Source organism: Pseudomonas sp. GW821-FHT07B01 (assembly GCF_059419065.1).
On sequence record NZ_JBWKRA010000005.1, the window covers coordinates 190,525 to 208,132 of the forward strand.

General features: G+C 61.4%; 11 protein-coding genes. 7 read left to right on the plus strand and 4 right to left on the minus strand.

The features are described 5' to 3' along the window. Window positions 1–122: 122 nt before the first annotated feature. The 3 genes from AC07S6_RS08125 to AC07S6_RS08135 all read right to left on the minus strand — a co-directional run bounded on the left by AC07S6_RS08125 (window position 123) and on the right by AC07S6_RS08135 (window position 2,922). Window positions 123–557: a hypothetical protein gene (locus AC07S6_RS08125; protein ID WP_495112048.1), complete on the minus strand. Its 435-nt coding sequence runs from the start codon at window positions 555–557 to the stop codon at window positions 123–125. Between the two features lie 97 nt (window positions 558–654). Next, complete coding sequence (locus AC07S6_RS08130; RefSeq protein ID WP_003190965.1) at window positions 655–1,560, minus strand: AraC family transcriptional regulator; 906 nt, start codon at window positions 1,558–1,560, stop codon at window positions 655–657. 72 nt (window positions 1,561–1,632) lie between these two features. After that, window positions 1,633–2,922 carry a glycosyltransferase gene (locus AC07S6_RS08135; protein ID WP_495112049.1) on the minus strand — a complete coding sequence of 430 codons (1,290 nt, stop codon included), beginning with the start codon at window positions 2,920–2,922 and terminating at the stop codon, window positions 1,633–1,635. A 158-nt stretch (window positions 2,923–3,080) separates the two neighbouring features. Between AC07S6_RS08135 and tpx the strand changes: the two genes are divergently transcribed. From tpx to AC07S6_RS08170, 7 genes are all read left to right on the plus strand, one after another. Next, entirely contained in the window at window positions 3,081–3,581 is a 501-nt protein-coding gene (gene tpx, locus AC07S6_RS08140) for a thiol peroxidase (protein ID WP_495112050.1), read from the plus strand. 232 nt (window positions 3,582–3,813) lie between these two features. Then, a complete protein-coding gene (locus AC07S6_RS08145; RefSeq protein WP_490613847.1) occupies window positions 3,814–5,112 on the plus strand; it encodes an MdtA/MuxA family multidrug efflux RND transporter periplasmic adaptor subunit in 1,299 nt (432 codons plus the stop codon). Then, entirely contained in the window at window positions 5,109–8,210 is a 3,102-nt protein-coding gene (locus AC07S6_RS08150; protein ID WP_495112051.1) for an MdtB/MuxB family multidrug efflux RND transporter permease subunit, read from the plus strand. The genes AC07S6_RS08145 and AC07S6_RS08150 overlap by 4 nt, the downstream gene beginning before the upstream one ends. Further along, window positions 8,207–11,314: an efflux RND transporter permease subunit gene (locus tag AC07S6_RS08155; protein WP_495112052.1), complete on the plus strand. Its 3,108-nt coding sequence runs from the start codon at window positions 8,207–8,209 to the stop codon at window positions 11,312–11,314. The genes AC07S6_RS08150 and AC07S6_RS08155 overlap by 4 nt, the downstream gene beginning before the upstream one ends. A gap of 152 nt (window positions 11,315–11,466) precedes the next feature. After that, window positions 11,467–12,894, plus strand: a complete 1,428-nt coding sequence (locus AC07S6_RS08160) for an efflux transporter outer membrane subunit (protein ID WP_495112053.1) — start codon at window positions 11,467–11,469, stop codon at window positions 12,892–12,894. Window positions 12,895–13,257: 363 nt separating this feature from the next. Beyond that, window positions 13,258–15,354, plus strand: a complete 2,097-nt coding sequence (locus AC07S6_RS08165; RefSeq protein ID WP_495112054.1) for a putative bifunctional diguanylate cyclase/phosphodiesterase — start codon at window positions 13,258–13,260, stop codon at window positions 15,352–15,354. A gap of 54 nt (window positions 15,355–15,408) precedes the next feature. Continuing rightward, complete coding sequence (locus AC07S6_RS08170; RefSeq protein WP_495112055.1) at window positions 15,409–16,155, plus strand: SDR family oxidoreductase; 747 nt, start codon at window positions 15,409–15,411, stop codon at window positions 16,153–16,155. On the opposite strand, the gene mapR is transcribed toward AC07S6_RS08170, so the two are convergent. After that, a complete protein-coding gene (gene mapR, locus AC07S6_RS08175; RefSeq protein ID WP_495112056.1) occupies window positions 16,152–17,561 on the minus strand; it encodes a GntR family transcriptional regulator MpaR in 1,410 nt (469 codons plus the stop codon). The genes AC07S6_RS08170 and mapR overlap by 4 nt on opposite strands. Between the last annotated feature and the right edge of the window lie 47 nt (window positions 17,562–17,608).

Below are 17,608 nucleotides of genomic sequence, written 5' to 3' on the forward strand. Positions count from 1 at the left end.
AGGTACGTGGATGACGTTTTGGCTGAGTGACAAAGGGCTTCGGAAGGTTCCTTGAGGGGAGTATGAAACAGCGTCGTTTCAGCAAAGTTATTGCTCGCCATGTTTCCGTGGTGGACAGACCGTCAGGGGTGTGTGGGTGCTTTAGTGGTTTTTTTTCGAACGGGCCCCAGCACGCTGATGCTCTCGATCACCATTTTCCGCTTGGAGTCAAATTTGAACCTTACCCACACCTCGCCGTTCGCCCTGGACCTGATGTAGAACCGATAAAGGCTTGGCTTTTCGAATGATATGTAGTCGAGCCGTCCTGTTCCTTCCGGATGAATGGCGATGAGCGTTTCACCGGCTTGTTCGCCGCGCAGTCTGATGAGCACTTCAACGTCGGCGGCCCCGGTCAGCGCTTTGCCCCAGTCTCTATTGACCCCTGTCGAGAACCAGCGACTTTGTTTGTCGTAATTGTCGAGATGTATCTGGCCTTCGCCGGTCCAGCCGAAGGTCTCTGCGGGCGTGTCGAAGCGGCTGGACTCATTTATTGCAAGAGGGTTGGCTGATTTTTTCATGGCAGGGCTCCAATGGACTGTCCACAGGGCTAGAATCTACAGTCGCCATGAGGCAGGTAACTGTCAGAACTACCCGTTCAGACGAATGGATACCTGCTCAAGCCAGGTTCTGCTCGGTCAACCGTTGCACCGCCAGGCGCCGGTAATGTGAGGGCGTCATCCCCTTGAGCTGCTGAAAGCGCCGGTTGAAGTTGGAAATATTGTTGAACCCTGACTCGAAGCACACATCGGTGACGGCTTTATCACCGTCCGCCAGCAGCTCGCAGGACTTGCTGATGCGCAGCCGATTGACGAATTCAATAAAAGTCCGCCCGGTGGCCTGCTTGAACACCCTGGAAAAATACGTCGGTTTCATCCCCAGGTATTCCGCCACTTCCTCCAGCGGCAACTCCCGGGCGTAGTGGGCAAAAATGTAGTCCACGGCGCGGTTGGTGCGGTCGATGCTGTGTTCGTCGGCTTGCTGTGGCGTGGTGACGCCGGACAGTAACTGGTAGTCCTCACAGGCGCTCAACACCTCCAGCAAGATAAAGAAGTGCCCCAGGCGCGCCATGCCCTGGGCGTCTTCGATGCGCTGCATCAGGGTCATGGCGTGGGCGATGGTTTTTTTGCAGCGAAACTCGATGCCGTATTGCGCACGTTCAAGCAGCGGCGCCAGGCTCTTGAGTTCGGTGAAGATGTGGCTGCCGTGTTCGAACAACTCATCGGTGAAGTTCACCAGCATGTCACGCTTGGGCACGACCTCGTCTTCTTCCACCTGGCTGATCCAGTTATGGGGCAGGTTGGGGCCGGTGAGGAACAGGCTTTCGGGGTAGAAGTTGCCGATGTAGTCACCGATAAACACCTTGCCTGAGCTGGCGACGATCAGGTGCAGCTCGTATTCCTTGTGGAAATGCCAGCGCACCAGGGGGCAGGGGAAGCCGTGCTGGCGATAGATGATGGACAGGCCGTTGTGGTCGTCCATCAACTCGTAGGAAGGGTCGGTGATGCGCGTTGCTCGGGTCATGCTGCCGTCGCTTTATTGTGGTTGCTGCGTAGGATAATGCCCCGTCGCGCGCGACCTCGCCAGCGCCAGTGTTTATAGGGTGCGGTTTTTGGCCTCGATCCACTGGGACATGTACTGGGTACTTTTATGTGCGTGATGGCGCAGCATGCTGCCGGTGAAGTTGTCCCGGCGATGGGCCGCGAGGTTGCTGCGGCAACGTTCCAGGCATTCCACCAAGGCGGGCCCGTGCACGTCCTGGTCATAGCGTCGGGCCAGCAGTTGGCGCCCATGCTCCTGGGCTTGAGTCCAGCGCTCGCGGTCCTGGTAAAGGGCCACGGCAGCGGCGGCCAGGGCCGGGGCGTCCTGTGCGATCTCGCCGGGCCAGGGCTGGTCATCGCCCATGGCTTCGGCGCCGATCGGGGTGGTGACATTAGGTGTGCCGCACAGCATGGCGTCCACTAACTTGCCCTTGATGCCGGCGCCAAAGCGCAGTGGCGCCAGGCAAATACGCGCCGCCGTCATGACTTGCAAGGCATCTTCGGCCCAGTTCATCACATGAAAACCCTGTGCCGGGTTGTGCAGGGCGGTGGCTTTGGGCGGGGTGTAGGCGCCGTAGATATGCAACTGCGCGCCCGGCAACCGTTGGCGGATCAGCGGCCATAGGCTGTTCTTCATCCACAGCACTGCGTCCCAATTGGGTGCGTGGCGGAAGTTACCGATGCTGAGGAAATGCGCACGGTCTTCAAAGGGCGCAAATGCGTCGGTGGGCGGTTGCAGCATCAAGGGGCACCAGTGGAGCAGGGCGGCAGGCACCTTGAACTGTTCGGTGAGCAGGCGGATTTCCACGTCGGAGATCATCAAGCTGATGTCACAGCGGTAAATGGCGGCGATTTCGCGTTTGGCCAGGTCGGTGTCGGCCATGCGCTGGAACTCGTCTTCCAGCGCCGGCGCGAACAGGGCGCTGAAGTCGTCGCTGTCGGGTTTGGCTTTCACCTGCTCTTTGAGCCGCTGGTGACGGGAGTCGCGCAGGCTTTGCAGGTCGGAGGTCTCCAGCACGCGCAGGGCGTCGGGGCAGCATTGTTCTACGCGCCAGCCGAATTGCTCCTCCATCATGAAACGGTCGAACAGCACGATATCCGGGGCCAGTTCGCGGACAAAGTCATCGAAACTGCTGTTATTCAGTTCGATGGTGCGTTCGGCGATCCCGAGTGCCGGCAAGTCGGCCTTGTGCTCGCCAATGGTGGCCGGGCTGCTGAACGTAATGTCCCAACCTTGCGTAAGAAAACTCTCAAGGATTTGCATCATATGCCCGCCCGCGGCCGAGGAGCGGGGCTCCGGCCAGACGTAACCAATGACCAGGACTTTGGTGGCGGGCTGATTCATCGGCAAAGGTTTCCTTGAAGGGCAGGCGAAAAGCGCGCAATTAAACCACAACCTCAGCACATGACAATTTGTGTCTGGCGGTAGGTAGCGTCGGCACTTTGTGGTTAACTTCCGCCTCTCGAATTCGTTTAACCAAACCCAGCATAAGGATTCTGTTCATGGCTCAAGTCACCCTTAAAGGCAACCCGGTCCAGGTTGAAGGCCAATTGCCGAAAGTCGGCGCCAAAGCTGCAGACTTCACCCTGGTCGCCGGCGACCTGTCCAATGCCACCCTGGCTACCTTTGCCGGCAAGCGCAAAGTGCTGAACATCTTTCCAAGCGTTGATACCCCAACCTGCGCCACTTCCGTGCGCAAGTTCAACGCCCAGGCCAACGATGTGGCTAACACCGTGGTGCTGTGTATCTCCTCCGACCTGCCATTCGCCCAAGCGCGTTTCTGTGGCTCCGAAGGCCTGGAAAACGTTAAGAACCTGTCGGATTTCCGCAACGCCGACTTCGCCGTTGACTATGGTGTTTCCATCGCTGACGGCCCGCTGCAGGGCCTGACCGCTCGCGCTGTCGTGGTGCTGGATGAAAACGATAACGTGCTGCACAGCGAGTTGGTCAAGGAAATCGCTGAAGAGCCGAACTACGACGCCGCCCTGGCTGTGTTGAAGTAACTGTTTCTACGTACGACTGTCGTTTGGCAGTAACACGTATGATGCATGATTGCGGCCTGGCCTAGTCCAGGCCGTTTTCATTTGAGCGTCAGCGGTTTAGCGAAATAGCCGGTGGACTAAGATAAAAAAGTTAAACGTTGTAAGCCTAAGGTAAATAGCCGGTAAAGGTGCTTTTCTAAACGCACCCCAGTGCTTATCTTTCAGCCTCCCGAAGAAGAAGCTCTCACCCCCAATGGTTGATCACTCCATGCAATCCTCCTCCCGCAACTCCCGCCGCTGGCTGTTTGGCCTGCTCGTGCTGCTGGTTATCGCCGGCCTGTGCTGGAAATTCTGGCCCAGTGGCGCGGCCCATAAAGATGCTCCGGCGGGGCACACGGGCAAGACCGGCATGGCGCGCCCAGGCTTCGGTGGTTCCACCGGGCCGGTACCGGTGCGTGTGGCGCCGGCGGTGCTGGGGGAGTTTCCGGTGTACTACAAGGCCCTGGGGACGGTCACTGCACTGAACACCATTAATGTGCGCAGCCGGGTGGGCGGCGAGCTGGTCAAGATCGCCTTCGAGGAAGGGCAAATGGTCAAGGCCGGTGACCTGCTGGCAGAAATCGACCCGCGCAGCTACCAGAACGCCTTGCTCCAGGCCCAGGGCACCTTGCTGCAGAACCAGGCCCAGTTGAAAAACGCCCAGGTCGATGTACAGCGTTATCGCGACCTGTACGCCCAGGACAGTATCGCCAAGCAAACCCTGGACACCGCCGAAGCGCTGGTCTTGCAATACCAGGGCACGGTCAAGACCAACCAGGGCGCGGTGGACGACGCCAAGCTCAACCTGGAATTCACCAAAATCCGCGCGCCCATCAGCGGCCGCGTCGGTTTGCGCCAGCTCGACGTCGGCAACCTCGTCGCCGCCAACGACACCACCGCCCTGGCGGTTATCACCCAGACCCAGCCAATCAGCGTGGCCTTCACCCTGCCGGAAAATACCCTGGAAACCGTGCTGGCTCGTTACCACGCCGGTAACAAGTTGCCCGTGGAAGCCTGGGACCGTGGCGACGTGAAAAAGCAGGCGGTCGGTGTACTGCAAAGCCTGGACAACCAGATTGACGTCACCACCGGCACGCTGAAGTTCAAGGCGCGTTTCGATAACAAGGACCAGGCGCTGTTCCCCAACCAGTTCGTCAATGTGCACCTGCTGGCCGATACCTTGAAGAACGTGGTGCTGGCGCCATCTGCGGCGATCCAGTTCGGCAACAATGGCACCTTTGTCTACAAGCTCGACGGCGACAAGAAGGTCAAGGTCCAGCCCTTGGTGGTAGGTGACACCGATGGCGAAAACACCGTGATCAAGGAAGGCCTGGTCGCTGGCGACCGCGTGGTGCTGGAAGGCACCGACCGCCTCAAGGACGGTAGCGAGATCGAAGTGGTCAACGCCAGCAGCGAGGTGCCGACCACGCCGACCGAACACCTGCAAGGCAAGCCCGCAGCGAAAGGGGAGACCGGGGCAGACGCCGGCAAGGCGCAAAAGGTCGGTTCATGAACCTGTCGCGCCTGTTCATCCTTCGCCCGGTCGCCACCACGCTGAGCATGCTGGCCATTGTCCTGGCCGGCATCATTTCGTACCGCCTGCTGCCGGTATCGGCGTTGCCCCAGGTGGATTACCCGACTATCCGGGTGATGACCCTGTACCCCGGCGCCAGCCCCGATGTGATGACCAGCGCGGTCACCGCACCGCTGGAGCGCCAGTTCGGGCAGATGCCCGGGCTGACCCAGATGGCGTCTACCAGCTCCGGCGGCGCCTCGGTGCTGACCCTGCGTTTCAACCTCGACATCAATATGGATGTGGCCGAGCAACAGGTGCAGGCCGCGATCAACGCCGCCACCAACCTGTTGCCCAAGGATTTGCCGGCGCCGCCGGTATACAACAAGGTCAACCCGGCGGACACCCCGGTGCTGACCCTGGCAATTACCTCCAAGACCATGTTGCTGCCCAAGCTCAATGATTTGGTCGACACGCGCATGGCGCAGAAAATCGCGCAGATCAGCGGCGTCGGCATGGTCAGCATCGCCGGCGGCCAGCGCCAGGCCGTGCGTATCAAGGTCAACCCCGAGGCCCTGGCGGCCAATGGCTTGAACCTGTCGGACGTGCGCGCCCTGATCGCCGCCTCCAACGTCAACCAGCCCAAGGGCAACTTTGACGGCCCCACCCGCGTGTCGATGCTCGACGCCAACGACCAACTGGTCTCGCCCGAGCAATACGCCGAACTGATCCTGGCCTACAACAATGGCGCTCCGCTGCGGCTCAAGGATGTCGCGCAGATCGTCGACGGCGCCGAAAACGAGCGCCTTGCCGCCTGGGCCAACGAGAACCAGGCCGTGTTGCTCAATATCCAGCGCCAGCCGGGCGCCAACGTGATCGAGGTGGTGGACCGCATCAAGGCCCTGCTGCCGAGCATCACCGACAACCTGCCGGCCGGCCTGGACGTGACGGTGCTCACCGACCGCACCCAGACCATCCGCGCCTCGGTCAAAGACGTACAGCACGAGCTTCTGATCGCCATTGCCCTGGTGGTCATGGTGACGTTCCTGTTCCTGCGCCGGGTCAGCGCCACGATCATTCCGTCCATCGCCGTGCCGCTGTCCCTGGTGGGCACCTTTGGTGTGATGTACCTGGCCGGATTCTCCATCAATAACCTGACGCTGATGGCCCTGACCATCGCCACCGGGTTTGTGGTGGACGACGCGATCGTGATGCTGGAGAACATCTCGCGCTATATCGAGGAAGGCGAGACGCCGATGGCGGCCGCGCTCAAGGGCGCCAAGCAGATCGGTTTCACCCTGGTGTCCCTGACGCTTTCGTTGATCGCGGTATTGATCCCGTTGCTGTTCATGGCCGACGTGGTCGGGCGGCTGTTCCGTGAGTTCGCCATCACCCTGGCAGTGGCGATCCTGATTTCCCTGGTAGTGTCCCTGACCCTCACGCCCATGATGTGCGCGCGCCTGCTCAAGCGCGAACCCAAGGAAGAAGAGCAGGGCCGCTTCTACAAAGCCAGCGGCGCCTGGATTGATTGGCTGATCGAAGCCTACGGCCGCAAGTTGCAGTGGGTGCTCAAGCACCAGCCGCTGACGTTGCTGGTGGCGATCGCCACCCTGGGGCTCACGGTGGTGCTGTACCTGGTGGTGCCCAAGGGTTTTTTCCCGGTGCAGGACACAGGGGTGATCCAGGGTATTTCCGAGGCGCCGCAGTCGATTTCCTTTGCGGCCATGAGCCAGCGCCAGCAGGAACTGGCGAAGATCATTCTCGCCGACCCTGCGGTCGAGAGCCTGTCGTCCTACATTGGCGTGGATGGCGATAACGCCACCCTCAACAGCGGCCGCTTGCTCATCAACCTCAAGGCCCACGGCCAGCGCGATTTGAGCGCAGCCGAGGTGATCACCCGCCTGCAACCGCAAATCGACAAGCTGGTGGGCATCCGCCTGTTCATGCAGCCGGTGCAGGACCTCACCATCGAGGACAGGGTCAGCCGTACCCAGTACCAGTTCAGCATGTCCTCCCCGGACGCCGAGTTGTTGGCGTTATGGAGCGGCAAGCTGGTACACGCCCTCAGCCAGTCGCCGGAACTCACCGACGTCGCCAGTGACCTGCAGGACAAAGGCTTGCAGGTGTACCTGGTAATCGACCGCGACGCGGCCTCGCGCCTGGGCGTAAGTGTCTCCACCATCACCGACGCGCTGTATGACGCCTTCGGCCAGCGCCAGATCTCCACCATCTACACCCAGGCCAGCCAGTACCGGGTGGTGTTGCAGGCCCAGTCCGGCGAAACCCTCGGCCCGGCGGCCCTTAACCAGATCCATGTGAAAACTACTGACGGTGGTCAGGTACGGCTGTCGAGCCTGGCCCATGTGGAACAGCGCCAGGCGCAATTGGCAATTGCCCATATCGGCCAGTTCCCGGCGGTGATGATGTCGTTCAACCTGGCGCCCGGCGTGGCGCTGGGCAAAGGCGTGGAACTGATCAACCAGACCCAGAAGGACATCGGCATGCCGGTGGGCGTGCAAACCCAGTTCCAGGGCGCGGCCCAGGCGTTCGAAGCCTCGTTGTCGAGCACCTTGCTGTTGATCCTGGCGGCGGTAGTCACCATGTACATCGTGCTCGGTGTGCTCTATGAGAGCTACATCCACCCGATCACTATCCTATCGACCTTGCCGTCGGCGGCGGTGGGGGCCTTGCTGGCGTTGCTGCTCAGTGGCAATGACCTGGGCATGATCGCAATCATCGGCATCATCCTGCTGATCGGTATCGTGAAAAAGAACGCGATCATGATGATCGACTTCGCCCTCGACGCCGAACGCAACCAGGGCCTGGACCCCCAGACCGCGATCTACCAGGCCGCGCTGTTGCGCTTCCGGCCAATCCTGATGACGACCCTGGCTGCCTTGTTCGGCGCGGTGCCGTTGATGCTAGCGAGCGGCTCCGGCGCCGAACTGCGCCAGCCCCTGGGCCTGGTGATGGTCGGCGGGTTGCTGGTGAGCCAGGTGTTGACGCTGTTCACCACGCCGGTGATCTACCTGTACTTCGATCGTCTTGGCCGGCGCTGGCGCAAAGAGCCACAACGCCTGGAGCCGGTTGAGCCATGAACCTGTCCGGACCTTTCATCCGCCGGCCGGTCGCGACCATGCTGCTGAGCCTTGCGATCATGTTGCTCGGTGGCGTCAGCTTCAATTTGTTGCCGGTGTCGCCCTTGCCGCAGATCGACTTTCCGGTGATCGTGGTGTCGGCCAGCTTGCCCGGCGCCAGCCCAGAGGTTATGGCGTCTACGGTGGCCACGCCGCTGGAGCGTTCATTCGGCGCGATTGCCGGTATCACCACCATGAGCAGTTCGTCGAGCCAAGGCTCTACCCGGGTGATCCTCGCGTTCGATTCCGACCGCGACATCAACGGGGCGGCGCGGGAAGTGCAGGCGGCCATCAACGCGTCGCGCAACCTGCTGCCCAGTGGCATGCGCAGCATGCCTACCTACAAGAAGATCAACCCGTCCCAGGCGCCGATCATGGTGCTGTCGCTGACCTCCGACGTGTTGCAGAAGGGCCAGTTGTACGACCTGGCCTCGACCATTCTGTCCCAGAGCCTGTCCCAGGTGCCGGGTGTGGGCGAAGTGCAGATCGGCGGCAGTTCGCTGCCGGCGGTGCGCATCGAACTGGAACCCAAGGCCCTCGATCAGTACGGCGTCGCCCTGGACGATGTGCGCAACACCATCGCCAATGCCAACCAGCGCCGGCCCAAAGGCTCACTGGAAGACAGCGAGCGCAACTGGCAGATCCAGGCCAACGACCAGTTGGAGAAAGCCAAGGACTATGAGCCCCTGCTGATTCGCTACCAGGACGGCGCCGCCCTGCGTCTCAAGGACGTGGCGAAGATCACTGATGGCGTGGAAGACCGCTACAACAGCGGCTTCTTCAACAATGATTCGGCGGTGTTGCTGGTGATCAACCGCCAGTCCGGCGCCAACATCATCGAAACCGTGCGGCAGATCAAGGCCCAGTTACCGGCGTTGCAGGCGGTGTTGCCGTCCAGCGTCAAGCTCAGCCTGGCCATGGACCGCTCGCCCGTGATTACCGCCACCCTGCATGAGGCGGAAATGACCCTGCTGATTGCCGTGGGGCTGGTGATCCTGGTGGTGTACCTGTTCTTGGGTAACTTCCGTGCTTCGCTGATCCCGACCCTGGCGGTGCCGGTATCGCTGGTGGGCACCTTCGCGGTGATGTACCTGTACGGGTTTTCTCTGAACAACTTCTCGCTGATGGCGCTGATCCTCGCCACCGGGCTGGTGGTGGACGATGCCATCGTGGTGCTGGAGAACATTTCCCGGCACATCGACGACGGCGTGCCACCGATGAAAGCCGCCTACCTGGGCGCCCAGGAAGTGGGCTTTACCTTGCTCTCGATGAACGTGTCGCTGGTGGCTGTGTTCCTGTCGATCCTGTTCATGGGAGGCATTGTTACCAACCTGTTCCGCGAGTTTTCCATCACCTTGTCGGCGGCGATCATCGTCTCGCTGATTGTCTCGCTGACCTTGACACCCATGCTGTGCGCTCGCTGGTTGAAGCCGCATGTGAAGGACCGGAAGACCGGTTTGCAGCGCTGGAGCCAGAAGATCAACGAGCGCATGGTCGCCGGTTACGCCACCAGCCTGGATTGGGTGCTGCGCCATCGGCGCCTGACCTTGCTCAGCCTGTTCGTCACCGTGGGCGTGAATATCGCGCTGTACGTGGTGGTGCCCAAAACCTTCATGCCCCAGCAGGACACCGGCCAGTTGATCGGCTTTGTGCGCGGTGACGATGGCCTGTCGTTCAGCGTCATGCAGCCGAAGATGGAGATTTTTCGCCAGGCGGTGCTCAAGGATCCGGCGGTGCTCAGTGTGGCCGGCTTTATCGGTGGCAACCAAGGCACTAACAACGCAGTGATGCTGGTGCGCCTCAAGCCGCTTGGCGAACGCAAGATCTCCGCCCAGGCGGTGATCGAGCGCCTGCGCAAGGAGGTGCCGCTGGTGCCGGGCGGGCGTTTGTTCCTGATGGCCGACCAGGACCTGCAGTTCGGGGGCGGCCGCGACCAGACCAGCGCGCAATATTCCTACATCCTGCAAAGCGGCGACCTGGCCGCGTTGCGCCTGTGGTACCCGAAAGTGGTCGCGGCGATGCGTGAGTTGCCGGAGCTGACCGCCATCGACGCCCGCGAAGGCCGCGGCGCGGCCCAGGTGACGTTGATTGTCGACCGCGACCAGGCCAAGCGCCTGGGCATCGACATGGACATGGTCACGGCGGTGCTCAACAACGCCTACAGCCAACGGCAGATTTCCACCATTTACGACAGCCTCAACCAGTACCAGGTGGTGATGGAGGTCAACCCCAAATACGCCCAGGACCCGATCACCCTCAATCAGGTGCAGGTGATCACCGCCGACGGCGCACGGGTGCCGTTGTCGACCATTGCCCACTATGAGAACAGCCTGGCCGACGACCGCGTCAGCCATGAAGGCCAGTTCGCTTCGGAGAATATCGCCTTCGACATGGCGCCCGGGGTCACGGTGGAGCAGGGCACGGCGGCTATCGAGCGTGCGATTGCCAAAGTCGGGTTGCCCGAGGATGTGATCGCCAAGATGGCCGGTACTGCCGATGCGTTCGCCGCGACCCAGAAAGGCCAGCCGTTCATGATTCTCGGCGCGCTGGTGGCGGTGTACCTGGTGTTGGGTATTCTGTATGAAAGCTACATTCACCCGCTGACCATCCTGTCGACGCTGCCTTCGGCCGGTGTCGGCGCGTTGCTTGCGATTTACCTGCTGGGCGGCGAGTTCAGCCTGATCTCCTTGCTGGGCTTGTTCCTGTTGATCGGCGTGGTGAAGAAGAACGCGATCCTGATGATCGACCTGGCGCTGCAATTGGAGCGCAACGATGGCATGAGCCCGCTGGAGTCGATCCGCAGCGCCTGCCTGTTGCGCCTGCGGCCGATCCTGATGACCACCCTGGCCGCGATCCTCGGTGCCTTGCCGTTGCTGCTCGGCAGTGGTGATGGTGCGGAGATGCGCCACCCGTTGGGCCTGACCATTATTGGCGGCCTGGTGTTCAGCCAGATCCTGACCCTTTACACCACCCCGGTGGTTTACCTTTACCTGGACCGCGCGCGCCATCGCTTCAACGCCTGGCGCGGCGTGCGTACCGATGCTGCCCTGGACACTGCGCTATGACCGACCCAACCCAATCCCTCGTAGCTGCGGGCCTGCTGTGGCGAGGGAGCTTGCTCCCGCTGGGCTGCGACGCGGCCCCGAAAAAGCCTGGGAGTGCTTCGCCCTCCAGCGGGAGCAAGCTCTCTCGCCACAATAAAACTGTCGGCAATGGCATGAAGTTATTGGCCGTGATGATGTGTGGTGTGTTGATGAGCGCCTGCGCCATCGGCCCTGACTACAAACGCCCGGACGTCATCGAGCCGGTGCAGTTCAAGGAGGCCCAGGGCTGGCGCCAGGCCAATCCGAGCGACTCCCTGGCCCGCGGCGCCTGGTGGGAGCTGTACGGTGACCGACAACTCAATGACCTGGTGGTGCGCCTCAACGCGTCCAACCAGACCGTCGCCCAGGCCGAAGCGCGTTTTCGTCAGGCACAGGCGCTGGTGCGCAGCTCACGCGGGGCGTTTTACCCCAGCGTTGACCTGAGCGTTGGCAAAACCCGCGCCAGCCAAGGCACCGGCAGCAGCAGCGCCAGCCTCAGCAGCTCCAGCAGTGGTATCCGCGACACCCTCAATGCCCAGTTGGGCGTGAGTTGGGAAGCCGATATCTGGGGCAAGTTGCGCCGAGGCCTGGAGGCCAACGAAGCCAGTGCCGAGGCGAGCTCCGCGGACTTGGCCGCGATGCGCCTCAGCCAACAATCGGAACTGGTGCAGAGCTACCTGCAACTGCGCGTCATGGACGAACAGACGCGCCTGCTGCAGGCCACGCTGTACACGTACCAGCGCTCGTTGAAAATGACCGAAAACCAATACCGTGCCGGTGTGGCTGGCAAGGATGCCATCGCCCAGGCGCAAACCCAGCTCAAGACCACTCAGGCCAGCCTGATCGATCTGATCTGGCAGCGTGCCCAATTGGAAAACGCCATCGCCGTACTGATCGGTGAGGCGCCAGCCAACTTCAACTTGGCGGTGAGCAAAGACATCCCGGCCCTGCCGCAGATACCGGGGAGCCTGCCGTCCCAGTTGCTGGAGCGTCGCCCCGATATCGCCTCGGCCGAGCGCTCGGTCATCGCCGCCAACGCCAATATTGGCGTGGCCAAGGCTGCTTATTACCCCGACCTGACCTTGAGCTTGGCGGGGGGCTACTCCAGCAGCACCTATGAAGATTGGATCAGCCTGCCAAACCGCTTCTGGTCGGTAGGGCCGAAACTGGCGATGACCCTGTTCGATGGCGGCCAGCGCTCGGCGGAAGTCGACCGCACCGTGGCCAGCTATGACGAGACCGTGGCCAAATACCGCCAGACCGTGCTGGACGGTTTCCGCGAGGTGGAAAACTACATGGTCCAGCTCAAGGTGCTCGCCGATGAGGCGGTGGTCAGCAATGAAGCACTGGAAGCCGCGCGCGAATCCTTGCGCTTGACCGAAAACCAGTACAAGGCCGGGTTGATTGCCTATCTGGATGTGGTCACGGTGCAGGCGACGGCATTGAGCAACGAGCGCACGGTATTGACCTTGCTGCAGTCGCGGCTGGTGGCCAGTGTGCAGTTGATCGCAGCATTGGGCGGAGGCTGGGACGGCCAGACCTCCCTGGCTGAAAAGGAGTAACCGGATGCGCCGCGCATCCTGTGGGATGCAAAATCAAATGTGTGGGCAAGCCCCAATGCCAGTCAGTCAAGCACAGTACCCTGTGGGAGCTGGCTTGCCTGCGAAAGCGTTAGTGCAGTAGCCGGTGACTGACACACCGTCTTCGCGAGCAAGCCCGCTCCCACAGTGGATCTGCGCAAGCCCCGCACATTTTGATGTCCATGATGTCGTTGAAAGCAGCCAGATAAAGCCAGCCGATTGACGCCAGAAATTGCGTGATGGCCAATGGATTAATTAATCACCTGTCCTGTATTCATACTCGCTACAATCGCCCGATTTGCCACCCGGCACGGGCTTTTGCGCCGGTCGCCTGCGAGACGTCCCATGCTGATCGGTAGCTATTCAACCTCCCTTGTCGTGATTTCCCTGTGCGTGGCCATCCTGGCGTCCTACACCTCCTTGGACCTGGCCGGGCGTATCGCGACCGCCAAGGGGCGTGCCGTTTACCTGTGGATCACGGGTGGCGCAGTGGCGATGGGCGTCGGTATCTGGTCCATGCACTTTATCGGGATGTTGGCCCTGCGCCTGCCGTTTGCCCTTGGGTTTGAGGTAGGCATTACCCTGTTGTCGCTGTTGATCGCCGTGCTATCCAGTGGCTTCGCGTTATGGCTGGTCAGCCAGCCACGCTTGCCAGCCTGGCAACTGGCGTTTGGCGCACTGGTGATGGGTTCTGGTATCGCCAGCATGCATTACACCGGCATGGCCGCGCTGCGCATGACGCCGGGTATCGACTACGACCCGGCCTTGTTCGGCGCTTCGTTGTTGATCGCGGTGGTGGCTTCCGGCGCCGCGCTGTGGATCGCCTTCAACCTGCGGCGCAACACACCTTATGTGCGTCTGGCTCGGGGCGGCGCAGCCGTGGTGATGGGCGTGGCCATCGTGGGGATGCACTACACCGGGATGGCTGCGGCGCGCTTTGCCGATGACAGCTTCTGCGGTGCCGCACTGACCGGCCTGAGCGGCAAGGGCCTGGATAACCTGGTCTTGGTCACTTCGCTGGCGGTATTGGTCATTGCGCTGTTGACCTCGGTGCTGGATGCGCGCCTGGAAGCGCGCACCGCCGTACTCGCCGATTCCCTGACCCTGGCCAACCAGGAACTCACCCACCTGGCCCTGCATGACATGCTCACCGGCCTGCCCAATCGCACGTTGTTGGCTGATCGCATTCAACAAGGCATCCAGGCGGTGAACGAGCGGGGCGGTTGCTTTGCCTTGATGTTTATCGACCTGGATGGCTTCAAGCCGGTCAACGATGCCTTTGGCCATCACCTGGGCGACCAGTTGTTACGCGAGGTTGGCCTACGTCTGCGCGAGGACTTGCGCAGCCAGGACACCCTGGCCCGTATCGGCGGCGATGAGTTTGTATTGCTGGTGCAACTCACCCAGCCCGACGATGCGATGGGCTTGGCCGAGCGCCAGGTGGGCCTGATCAACCGCACCTTCATGGTGGCCGAGCATGAGTTGCAGATCTCGGCCAGCGTCGGTATCGCCATGTTCCCAGGCAACGGTAATAGTCCCCAGGAACTGCTGATGAACGCCGACGCGGCGATGTATCACGCCAAGGGTATGGGCAAGAACGGCTACAGCTTCTTCGATGTGTCGATGAACACCAATGCGCGCAAACAACTGCAATTGCTGCAGGACCTGCGCAATGCCCTGGAGCAGGGGCAATTTCGTTTGCACTACCAACCCAAGTTCGACGCCGTCAGCGGTCTTGCCGTGGGGGCCGAGGCGCTGTTGCGCTGGGAGCATCCGCAACAAGGCTTGTTGATGCCCGTTACGTTTATTGCACTGGCGGAGAAAACCGGGCTGATCATCCCCATCGGCGAATGGGTACTCGATGAAGCTTGTCGCCAGATGAGCCTGTGGTACACACAGGGTTATGAGCACTGGCGCATTGCCGTTAACCTCTCGGCGTTGCAGTTCTGCCATGCGGGGTTGGTCAACAGCGTAGCGGCCGCGCTGGAGCGTCACCAATTGCCGGCCAACAGCCTCACGCTGGAAATCACCGAGACCACCGCGATGAGCGATGCCGATGCGAGCATGACGGTATTGCAGCAACTGTCGGACATGGGCGTGGACCTGTCCATCGATGACTTTGGCACCGGCTACTCCAGCCTGATGTACCTCAAGCGCTTGCCGGCGAACGAGTTGAAAATCGACCGCGGTTTTGTACGCGACCTGGAACACGACAGCGATGACGCCGCCATCGTCTCGGCCATCGTGGCCCTCGGCCAGGCCCTGGGCCTGCGGATTGTCGCCGAAGGGGTAGAAACCGATGCGCAGCAAAGTTTCCTTACCCGCCTGGGGTGTGATTCCTTGCAGGGCTATCTGTTGGGGCATCCATTGCCGGCCGACAGCTTCATGACCAATATCCGCAGTGCCGAACAGGCAGCGGTGCCTGACAAACGCCCTGAGTGACAGGTATTCTTGGATCCAACCCTAAACATCAGGTTGAATCAGGAGAGCGCAGCCATGGACAAAGTCGTCATCATCACCGGGGGCAGCCGAGGGATTGGCGCCGAGACGGCCTTGCTGGCCGCTCGCGAAGGTTATCGCATCTGCATTAATTATCAGTCGGACGAGAAGGCTGCCCATGCTTTGCTTGAACAAGTGCGCGGCCTCGGTGCACAGGCCATCGCGGTGCGCGCCGATGTCAGTAGCGAAGATGAGGTGATTGCGCTGTTCAATCGTGTGGATGCCGAATTGGGGCGTGTCACTGCGCTGGTCAATAATGCCGGTACCGTGGGGCAAAAATCGCGGGTCGACGAGATGTCCGAGTTTCGTATCCTCAAGATCCTAAAAACCAATGTGCTGGGCCCGATCCTGTGTGCCAAACACGCGGTGTTGCGCATGTCGCCCCGGCATGGCGGGCAGGGCGGCAGTATCGTCAACGTGTCGTCGGTGGCGGCGCGGCTGGGCTCGCCGGGAGAGTATGTCGACTACGCGGCCTCCAAGGGCGCGCTGGACACCTTTACCCTGGGGCTGTCCAAGGAGGTGGCGGGCGAGGGCATTCGCGTCAACGCCGTGCGCCCTGGCTATATCTTTACCGATTTCCATGCCCTGAGCGGAGACCCGGACCGGGTCAGCAAGCTGGAATCAGGTATCCCGATGGCGCGTGGCGGGCGCCCGGATGAAGTGGCAGAGGCGATTATCTGGTTACTATCGGACAAGGCATCGTATTCCACCGGAACGTTTATCGACTTGGGCGGCGGCCGTTAAAACGAGCGCACGATCCGCCCTAGTGTCTCCATGGCCTTTTCCGACGCCTCGTTCCAAGGGCTTCCGTAATTCAGGCGAATGCAGTTTCTGAACCGCTGAGTGGCGGAAAAGATCGGCCCCGGCGCAATGCTGATGCCCTGGGCCAGAGCCATCTGGAACAATTTCAGCGAGTCGGTCTGCTCCGGCAGTTCCAACCACAGAAAATAGCCTCCCGCCGGCTGGCTGACCCGTGTTTGCGCCGGAAAATAACGAGCGATGGCCGCCAGCATGGCGCTTTGCTGTTCTTCCAAGGCATAGCGCAGTTTGCGCAGGTGCCGGTCATAGCCGCCGTGTTGCAGGTAGTCGGCAATCGCCGCCTGGGCCGGCATTGACGGGCACAGTGAGGTCATCAGTTTCAGCCGCTCGACCTTCTGTGCGAAGCGCCCGGCGGCGACCCAGCCCACGCGGTAACCCGGTGCCAGGCTCTTGGCAAAGGAGCCACAGTGCATCACCAGCCCTTCGGTGTCGAAGGCCTTGGCCGGCTTCGGGGCTTGTTGCCCGTAATACAATTCGGCGTAGACGTCATCTTCGATCAGCGGCACTTGATGGCTGCGCAGCAGTTCCACCAGCGCCTGTTTTTTCTCTTCAGGCAACGTGGCGCCCATGGGGTTCTGGAAGCTGGTCATGGTCCAGCAGGCCTTGATCGGATAGCGCTCAAGGCTTTGGGCCAGGGCGTTAAGGTCAATACCGTCGCGCGGGTGCACCGGGATCTCCACAGCCTTGAGCTTCAGGCGTTCAAGCACTTGCAAACAGGCGTAGAACGCCGGCGCTTCGATGGCGACCAGGTCGCCCGGTTCGGTCACGGCCTGCAGGCACAGGTTGAGTGCTTCGAGGGCGCCGTTGGTGATCAGCAACTCCTCCATCGGCAGCATCAGGCCGCCGACCATATAGCGCAGGGCAATCTGGCGGCGCAGTTGCGGGTTGCCTGGCGACATGTCGGTGACCACCAGGCGTGGGTCCATGTCGCGGCTGGCACTGGCCAGGGAGCGGGCCAGGCGCGGCAGCGGGAACAGCATGGGGCTGGGGAAGGCCGAGCCGAAGGGCACGGTGTTGGGGTCTTTGATCGAGTCCAGTACCGAGAACACCAGCTCACTCACGCCCACATCGGTGGACTCATGCACCTGCTCACTCACCACCGGCTCGGAAAACGGGCTCGGCGCGTGGGTGTTGACGAAGTAGCCAGAACGCGGGCGCGCCCTGATCAGGCCACGACGCTCCAGCAAGTAATAGGCCTGGAACACCGTGGACGGGCTGACGCCGTAGGCCTGGCTGGCATAGCGTACCGATGGTACGCGCTGGCCGGGGCCAAGGACGCCGGCGCGGATCAGTTCTGCGATGTCGTCGGCAAATTTTTCGTAGCGTTTCATGGCGGCCTGATTAGCATTTTGAATGTGTACGCAGGGCAAATTGTAGG